This window comes from Streptomyces sp. NPDC059456 (assembly GCF_042750055.1).
In the GTDB taxonomy this organism is placed as follows: Bacteria; Actinomycetota; Actinomycetes; order Streptomycetales; family Streptomycetaceae; genus Streptomyces.
In genome coordinates, this window is the sequence record NZ_JBHYVA010000064.1 from 12,532 (window position 1) to 20,577 (window position 8,046).

8 protein-coding genes are annotated in these 8,046 nt (G+C 71.7%); 4 read left to right on the forward strand and 4 right to left on the reverse strand.

Translation table 11 applies throughout. From position 1 onward, the window contains the following. The first annotated feature begins 127 nt into the window (after nt 1-127). Nucleotides 128-574, forward strand: a complete 447-nt coding sequence (locus ACFXA3_RS08900; RefSeq protein ID WP_327285497.1) for a DUF2550 domain-containing protein — start codon at nt 128-130, stop codon at nt 572-574. Between the two features lie 103 nt (nt 575-677). Here ACFXA3_RS08900 and ACFXA3_RS08905 read toward each other — a convergent pair whose 3' ends face one another. From ACFXA3_RS08905 to ACFXA3_RS08915, 3 genes are all read right to left on the reverse strand, one after another. After that, nucleotides 678-2,573: a glycosyl hydrolase family 18 protein gene (locus ACFXA3_RS08905; RefSeq protein WP_385183984.1), complete on the reverse strand. Its 1,896-nt coding sequence runs from the start codon at nt 2,571-2,573 to the stop codon at nt 678-680. 143 nt (nt 2,574-2,716) lie between these two features. Beyond that, complete coding sequence (locus tag ACFXA3_RS08910; protein ID WP_385183972.1) at nt 2,717-3,370, reverse strand: response regulator; 654 nt, start codon at nt 3,368-3,370, stop codon at nt 2,717-2,719. Then, nucleotides 3,367-4,536 (reverse strand): sensor histidine kinase, encoded by a 1,170-nt coding sequence (locus tag ACFXA3_RS08915; RefSeq protein ID WP_385183987.1) that lies wholly within the window; start codon nt 4,534-4,536, stop codon nt 3,367-3,369. The genes ACFXA3_RS08910 and ACFXA3_RS08915 overlap by 4 nt, the downstream gene beginning before the upstream one ends. Before the next feature lie 249 nt (nt 4,537-4,785). On the opposite strand from ACFXA3_RS08915, the gene ACFXA3_RS08920 reads away from it, so the two are divergent. Then, complete coding sequence (locus ACFXA3_RS08920) at nt 4,786-5,343, forward strand: hypothetical protein (protein ID WP_385183975.1); 558 nt, start codon at nt 4,786-4,788, stop codon at nt 5,341-5,343. Here ACFXA3_RS08920 and ACFXA3_RS08925 read toward each other — a convergent pair. Beyond that, the gene (locus ACFXA3_RS08925) at nt 5,340-5,912 is read right to left on the reverse strand and encodes a cob(I)yrinic acid a,c-diamide adenosyltransferase (protein ID WP_385183978.1); all 573 of its coding nucleotides are present in this window, start codon (nt 5,910-5,912) and stop codon (nt 5,340-5,342) included. The genes ACFXA3_RS08920 and ACFXA3_RS08925 overlap by 4 nt on opposite strands. A gap of 429 nt (nt 5,913-6,341) precedes the next feature. Here ACFXA3_RS08925 and ACFXA3_RS08930 point away from each other — a divergent pair, with 429 nt between their 5' ends. Both ACFXA3_RS08930 and ACFXA3_RS08935 read left to right on the forward strand, forming a co-directional pair. Next, nucleotides 6,342-7,190 carry a 3-hydroxyacyl-CoA dehydrogenase family protein gene (locus ACFXA3_RS08930; RefSeq protein ID WP_352214409.1) on the forward strand — a complete coding sequence of 283 codons (849 nt, stop codon included), beginning with the start codon at nt 6,342-6,344 and terminating at the stop codon, nt 7,188-7,190. A 202-nt stretch (nt 7,191-7,392) separates the two neighbouring features. Then, nucleotides 7,393-7,716, forward strand: a complete 324-nt coding sequence (locus tag ACFXA3_RS08935) for an STAS domain-containing protein (RefSeq protein ID WP_054224709.1) — start codon at nt 7,393-7,395, stop codon at nt 7,714-7,716. Nucleotides 7,717-8,046 lie beyond the last annotated feature (330 nt).

The following is an 8,046-nucleotide window of genomic DNA, read 5'->3' on the forward strand; positions in this document are numbered from 1 at the left end:
CCCCGTACCTAACCTGTTTGAGACCTCCGCCGGGGCCCGGTCTGGAATTTTCCAGACCGGGTCGCGGCTGAGGCGATGCAGGTCGTTTTTCGTTTTGGGTATTCGATGAGCGAGGAGGTCGGTGAAGATGCTCCTCGCTCTGCTTGTGAGCGGCCTGGTCGTAGCCCTGGTGGTGATCGGGCTGTTTGTGTTCGGGCTGCGCCGCAGACTCATCCAGCGGTCCGGCGGCACCTTCGACTGCAGTCTGCGGTGGGGGGTGTCCGAGGAACCGGACATCTCCGGCAAGGGCTGGGTGTACGGGGTCGCCCGCTACAGCGGTGACCGGATCGAGTGGTTCCGTGTCTTCTCGTACTCCCCGAGGCCGCGCCGGCTGCTGGAGCGCTCCTCCATCGAGGTGGTGGCCCGCCGCGCCCCCGAGGGCGAGGAGGAGCTGGCCCTGCTGTCCGACGCCGTCGTGCTCTGCTGTCTCCACCGCGGGACCCGGCTGGAGCTGGCGATGAGCGAGGACGCGCTGACCGGTTTCCTGGCCTGGCTGGAGGCCGCGCCTCCGGGGCAGAGGGTGAACGTGGCCTGATGGCCGAGCCGTGCGAGCGGCGCGTGCAGAAGGAGAGGCCGGGGAGGCCGGGGGCGGACCCGGTCTCCCCGGCCTCGTCGTTCACCGGGCCGGCAGGCGGGGGCTACTGGAGACCGGTGTGGATCGCGCCCGCGAGCTCGCCGTTTGCGGTGTCGCCGCTGAACTCCCAGAAGAAGGCGCCCCTGAGGCCCTGCTGCTTGGTCCAGCTCATCTTCCCGGCGATGGTGGCCGGGGTGTCGTAGCTCCACCAGTTGCCGCCGCACCTGGCGTAGGCCGTGCCGGCGACGGTGCCGGTGGCGGGGCAGCTGCCCTTGAGCACCTTGTAGTCCTCGATGCCCTGCTCGTACGTGCCCGGGGCCGGCCCGGTGGCGGCGCCGCCGGGGGCGTCCTGGGTGACGCCGGTCCAGCCGCGGCCGTAGAAGCCGATGCCGAGGTTGAGCTTGGAGCCGGGGATGCCCTTGCCCTTGAGCTTGGTGATCGCGGCCTCGGAGTTGAAGCCGGCGATCGGGATGCCGGCGTACGAGGTGAGCGGGGAGTGCGGGGCGGTCGGGCCCTTGGCGTCCCAGGCGCCGAAGAAGTCGTACGTCATGACGTTGTAGAAGTCGACGTACTGCGAGGCGCCCGCGTAGTCGGCGAGGTCGAGCTTGCCGCCGTTGGAGCCGTCCGCGGAGATCGCGGCGGTCACCAGGTTGCTGCCGCCGAACCTGGTGCGCAGCGCGGACAGGACGTTCTTCAGGGAGGCGGCGCCGCTGGTGTCGCAGGACAGCCCGCAGGCGTTCGGGTACTCCCAGTCGATGTCGATGCCGTCGAAGACGTCCGCCCAGCGCGGGTCCTCGACCAGGCTGTAGCAGGAGTCGGCGAAGGCGGCCGGGTTGGCGGCGGCCTGGCCGAAGCCGCCGGACCAGGTCCAGCCGCCGAAGGACCACAGCACCTTGATGCCCGGATACTTGGCCTTGAGCTTGCGCAGCTGGTTGAAGTTGCCGCGCAGCGGCTGGTCCCAGGTGTCGGCGACGCCGTCGACGCTCTGGTCGGCGGTGTAGGCCTTGTCGTAGTCGGCGTACGCGTCACCGATGGTGCACTTGCCGCCCTGGACGTTGCCGAAGGCGTAGTTGATGTGGGTGATCTTCGCGGCGGAGCCCGAGGTGACCAGGTTCTTCACGTGGTAGTTGCGCTGGTAGACGCCCCAGTCGGTGAAGTAGCCGAGCTTGACCTTCCCGCCGGGGTCCGGGGGAGTGGTGCCGCCGCCGGTGGTGGTGACCGAGACGGAGCCGGAGGCGGGGCCGCTCTGGTCGGCGGTGTCGCGGGCGATCACGCTGTACGTGTACGTCGTGCCCTTGGTCAGGCCGGAATCGGTCCAGCTGGTGCCGGTGACGGTCGCGGCCTTCGTGCCGCCGCGGTAGACGTCGTAGTTCTTGATGCCCTTGTCGTCGGTGGCCGCGGCCCAGCCGATGGTCAGCGAGGTGTCGGTGACGCCGCTCGCGGTGGGGGTGCCGGGGGCGGACGGCGGGCTGTCGGTGGGGTTGGTGCCGCCGTCGCAGGAGCCGCCGTTGACCTTGCAGCCGCCCGGGGCGCCGGGGCCGGCGCCGTTGAAGCCGAAGCTGACCGTGGCGCCGGGGGCGAGGGTGCCGTTCCAGCCGACGTTCTTGCCGGTCCAGTGGGTGCCGGAGCTGGTGACGGTGGCGTCCCAGGCCGAGGTGACCGTGGTGCCGGAGGGGTAGTCCCACTCCACGGTCCAGCTGGTGAGGGTGGTGGTGCCGGTGTTCTTCACCGTCCACTTGCCCTCGAAGCCGGTCCCCCAGTCGGAGACCTTCGTGTACGTGGCCGTCGCGGAGGCGGCGGCCTGGGCGGGCCCGGCCAGGGCCACGAGCCCGGCGACGGGCAGGGCGAAGGCGGCCACGATCGCGGCGAGCCTTCTGACGAGACGGATGCGGGGTGGGGGTGCTGTGCTCAAGGGTGCTCCTCCGTAGGTCCGTCGCCGCCGTGGGGCCGGCTGCGACATGGGGGTGGGACCTGCGCCGCCCGTGAGCACGCTTGTCATGGCACGCTCACCACAGTTGCCGCGAGCGTAGAAAGGTCTGGACCAAGCGTCAAGAGGTCCAGACCTTCACCCGGCCCGCGCCGGAGCCCCGCTCCATCGCGCCGCTAGAGACCCAACTCCTGGGCCAGTACGGCTGCTTGGAGGCGGCTGCGCAGTTCCAGCTTCCCCAGCAGCCTGCTGACGTGCGTCTTCACCGTCGCCTCCGCCATCTCCAGCCGCACCGCGATCTCCGCGTTCGACAGCCCCTCGCCCAGACACCCGAACACCTCCCGCTCGCGGCGCGTCAGCGAGGCCACCGCCGCGGTCCTCTCCGGCGCCACCGCGGCCCTCACCGGCCGCGGAGCGGAGAACTCGGCGATCAGCCGCCGGGTCACCGCCGGGGCGATCAGACCCTCCCCGCGCGCGACCGTCCGCACCGCACCGATCAGCTCCGCCGCTTCGGCGTTCTTCAGCAGGAAGCCCGCAGCCCCCGCGCGCAGGGCGCCGAACACGTACTCGTCCAGGTCGAAGGTGGTCAGCACCAGGACGTCGGCCAGCCCCTCCGCCACCACCTGGCGCGTCGCCGACACCCCGTCGAGCCGCGGCATCTGCACGTCCATGAGGACGAGATCCGGCCGCAGCTCCCGGGCCGCCCGCACCGCCTCCTCGCCGTCCGCCGCCTCGCCCACGACCTCGATGTCGCCCGCGCTGCGCAGAATCAGCACCAGCCCGGCCCGTACCGCGCTCTGGTCCTCGGCCACCACGACCCGGATGCTCATCCGGCCACCGCCTTCTCCTCCGCGGGCAGCTGCGCCCGCACCTGCCAAACCGATCCCGCCCGGCCCGCCGAGAACTCCCCGCCCAGCAGCTCCGTGCGCTCCTGCATGCCGACCAGCCCGGCTCCCGAGCCCGGGGCGCGGGGACCCGGCCGGTCCCCGTACGGGGAGTCCACCCGTACGGTCAGCAGCCCGTCCGCACGCGCCACGCGGACCCGGACCGTGCCCGGGACGGCGTGCTTGAGGGCGTTCGTCAGCGACTCCTGGACGATCCGGTACGCCGCCAGCTCCACCGGGGCCGGCAGCGGCTCCCCGGGCGCCCGCTCGTCGAGGAGCACGAAGTCCAGCCCGCTCGCGGCGCCGTTGACGCGGGCCTGGCCCAGGAGGGCGTCGAGCCCGTCGAGGGAGGGCGTGGCGACCGCCTCCTGCTCCGCGCCCGCGTCCCGCAGCAGCCCGATCAGGCGCCGCATTTCGGCCAGCCCCTGCACGCTGTTCTCCCGGATCACCCCGAGGGCCTCGCGGCTCGTCTCGGGGGAGTCGATCGACAGCGCGGCCGTGGAGTGGATGGCGATGGCGGACAGGTGGTTGGCCACCATGTCGTGCAGCTCGCGGGCCATCCGGGCCCGCTCGGCGACGACGGCCTGACTGCGGTCCATCTCGGCCAGCAGTGCCGTCTGCTCGGCGCGCAGCCGGGCGGCCTCGGCGGCCTCGCGGTGGTTGCGCAGGGTGGCGCCGGTCAGGGCCGGGCCGAAGCACACGATGCCGGTGAGCACGCCGATCATCAGGGACTGCGGGGTGCGCAGCCAGGCCAGGAAGGCCACGGTGACGGCGATGGTGACCAGGCCGGTGGTGATCGGGAGCCGCCGGGCCATGGCGGGTTTGCCGTAGACGACGGCCGCGTACATCAGGTCCGTGAAGATCAAGACGGTGGCCAGATTTCCCACGGTGAACTGGTCGGCGATCACCCCCACCGTGCCGACGGCCAGGGTGGTGTTGGGCGCGGTGCGGCGCAGCAGTTCCATCGGGCCGAGCGCGAGGAGCGGGACCAGGGCCGCCCAGGCGGGGAGGAGGTGCCGGTCGTTCATGTGGATGCCGAGCGACCAGAGCAGCAGGCCCGCGAGCACGCTGACCACCGCGAGCAGGACGTCGTCGCGGGGGGGGCGGAAGATCCGGCCGGCCGCCGGCGCGGCCGGGGGTGCGGTGGGGGTCCGGGGCGGGGTCGGGGTCACGGTTCCATCCAACAGGGTCCGGGAGGCGCGGGCCTCGGCGCCTGGGCGGAGACGCGCGGATCCCGCACTACACCGAAGGGTGCAGCCACGGTTCGTCACCGGCGACGACGAAGCGGCCCGCGCCGGACGGGAGCCTGGACCCAGTGGTCGTCGGCCGTCGCCGACCGCGGGAGCGGAAGGGAGAATCCGGTGCTCGTCGCCCTGGTCATCACCTGTGAGGTCGGCTTCTGGGTGCTGCTGGCCGGCGGACTGGCGCTGCGCTACCTCGCGGGGATGCCCCGGCTCGGTGCGGCGGTCCTGCTGTGCGAGCCGCTGCTGGAGCTCCTCCTGCTCGTGGCCACCACCCTGGACCTGCGCAACGGGGGCGAGCCGAGCTGGACGCACGGCCTGGCCGCGCTCTACATCGGCTACACCGTCGGCTACGGCCACTACACGGTGAAATGGCTCGACCGGCACGCCGCCCACCGCTTCGGCGGGGGTCCGAAACCGCCCGGCCCGGCGTACGGGAGGGCCAGGGCCGTCCACGAGTGGAAGCTGTGGATCCGCACCCTGGCCGCCGCGGCCGTCGCGCTCGCCCTGCTCCAGGCCGCGATCTGGTACGTGGGCGACGCGGCCGGCACCGCAGCCCTGCAGGGCTGGCAGTTCGTCGCCCTGCGGGTGCTCGCCGTCCACGCCGTCGTCGCCGCCACGTACACGATCTGGCCGCGCAGGGCTCCTGCGGTGCGGCCGGGCGAGGACGAGCTCTAGCGCTCGCCGCCGGGTACCCAGAGGACGTCGCCGACCTCCTTGTTGGCCGTACGGGCCAGGATGAAGAGGAGGTCGGAGAGGCGGTTCAGGTAGGTGGCGGTCAGCGGGTTCATCACCTCGCCGTGCGCCTCCAGCGCCGCCCAGGTGGAGCGCTCGGCCCGCCGGACCACCGTGCACGCCTGGTGCAGCAGGGCCGCGCCGGGGGCGCCGCCGGGGAGGATGAAGCTGCGCAGCTTCTCGAGCCGCTCGTTGAAGACATCGCAGTCCGCTTCGAGCTTGTCGATGTAGAACTGCTCGACGCGCAGCGGCGGGTACTCCGGGTCCTCGACGACCGGGGTGCACAGGTCGGCGCCGACGTCGAACAGGTCGTTCTGCACCCGTACCAGGACCTTCACGACATCCTCCGGCAGGCTGCCGAGGGCGATCGCCGTGCCGATGGCCGCGTTGGCCTCGTTGGCGTCGGCGTAGGCGGAGATCCGCAGATCGGTCTTGGCCGTGCGGCTCATGTCGCCGAGCGCGGTCGTGCCCTTGTCACCGGTGCGGGTGTAGATGCGCGTGAGGTTCACCATGTGGCCAGCGTAGTGAGGCCCGCCGGAAAAGCGCACGCGGCGGCCCTCCCGTCCCGGCGGCGTCCACCACCGGGACCCGAAATGGGCCCGGCGGGACGGAGAGATGATGTTTTGACCGACATGTTCTGAATCTGGCGACACGTCGAACTGGCCGGACGGACCGCCGCCTTGGCGGGCTTCCCCCGTCCGTACGCCCGCGGGCCCCCGGCCCCCGGCCCCGGACGTCCCGCGGCGGTGACCCGCGGGGCGGCGCGACTGCGGGCCGCCGAGGCCCGGTTGGTGCGAGCGGACGGCTGAGCCGTACCGGTGTGATGTCCGTCAGTTGAGACGTGACGCGTGTTACTTCGCGGTCACACGAACCCCCGCGAGCGCTAGTCTCCGCCGGAGAGGCTACGAAGCTGGGCCGGATGGAAGAACGTGGGGTGTGCAGTGGCTGGGAAGCTCGCCGTCATCGGTGCCGGACTTATGGGTTCCGGAATCGCTCAGGTCTCCGCTCAGGCGGGGTGGGACGTCGTACTGCGTGATGTCACCGACGCGGCGCTGACCCGCGGCACCGACGGCATCAAGGCCTCGTACGACAAGTTCGTGTCCAAGGGCAAGATGACGGCCGAGGACGCCGAGGCCGCGCTCGCCCGCATCAAGACGACCACCGACCTCGACGCGGTCGCCGACGTCGACATCGTCGTCGAGGCCGTCTTCGAGAAGCTCGAGGTCAAGCACGAGATCTTCCGTGCGCTCGACAAGCTCGTACGGGACGACGCGATCCTCGCCTCCAACACCTCCGCCATCCCGATCACCAAGATCGCGGCCGTGACGGAGCGTCCGGAGCGGGTCGTCGGCGCGCACTTCTTCTCGCCCGTCCCGATGATGCAGCTCTGCGAGCTCGTCCGCGGTTACAAGACGAGCGACGAGACCCTCGCGGCCACCCGGGCGTTCGCCGAGTCGGTCGGCAAGACCTGCATCGTCGTCAACCGCGACGTCGCCGGTTTCGTGACGACCCGTCTGATCTCCGCCCTGGTCGTGGAAGCCGCGAAGCTGTACGAATCGGGCGTGGCCTCCGCCGAGGACATCGACATCGCCTGCAAGCTCGGCTTCGGCCACGCCATGGGGCCGCTCGCCACCGCCGACCTCACCGGCGTCGACATCCTGCTGCACGCCACCAGCAACATCTACACCGAATCCCAGGACGAGAAGTTCGCGCCGCCGGAGCTCATGCGCCGCATGGTGGACGCGGGCGACTTCGGCCGCAAGAGCGGGCAGGGCTTCTACAAGCACTGAGCCGCCGAGCCGTGAACGGCGCCCGGCCACCGGGCGCCTGTTCGAATACCTGCACCCGCACGGGTGAATTAGGTATCGGTTCGCTCACGGTCGGCAACTTCCCTGCCCGCACGGCAGTCAGTTGCAGTGAGAGTTGCCGACCACGGACCAGTCGGATCCCTTCCCTCGGATCCCCACGTACCCAGGACTGCCGGGAGCACACATGCACATCAGGGGCGACCACGCCGAACTCGCTGTCGGGGGCCGCCTCGACGTGCGCAGCGCGGCGGACGCCCGTACGGCCCTCCACTCCGCCCTCGACGACGGCCACGGCGACCTCGTGCTGGACCTCACCGGGCTCGACTCCTGGGACGCGACCGGACTCGGCGTGATCATGGGAGCACACCGGCGGGCCGGCCGGACCGGCCGCCGCCTCGTCCTGCGCGGAGTGCCGCCGCAGATGCAGCGGCTCCTCGTCGCCACCCGGCTGCACCGCATCCTCGCGATCGAGGGCGGCCTCGAAGCGGAATCGCTCCCGCGGGTCTGATGCCGTCCGCCGCCCGCCCTTCCTGCGAAAACGTAACGGTCCGGTGGTGATGGCACCCCTGCGGTTCCCCGTGCGACCGGGCACCGTCTAGGGTTCGGGCGGTAACCGGACCCGTAGCGACAGCGGAATGTGCGAAGGCCGGACGGTACGACACGACGGCGACGGCGCAGAGCGCGATCGGGGGGACCAATCCATGGACCGCACGCAGGGGCAGCCCGAACCGGTGGAGCAGCCCGCGGCGGCACCCGCGCCACCCGCGCCGTCCGCGGCGACGCCCGGGGCGTCCGGGGCTCCCGTGGCGCCCGGGAGCCCGGCGGGATCCGTACCGGC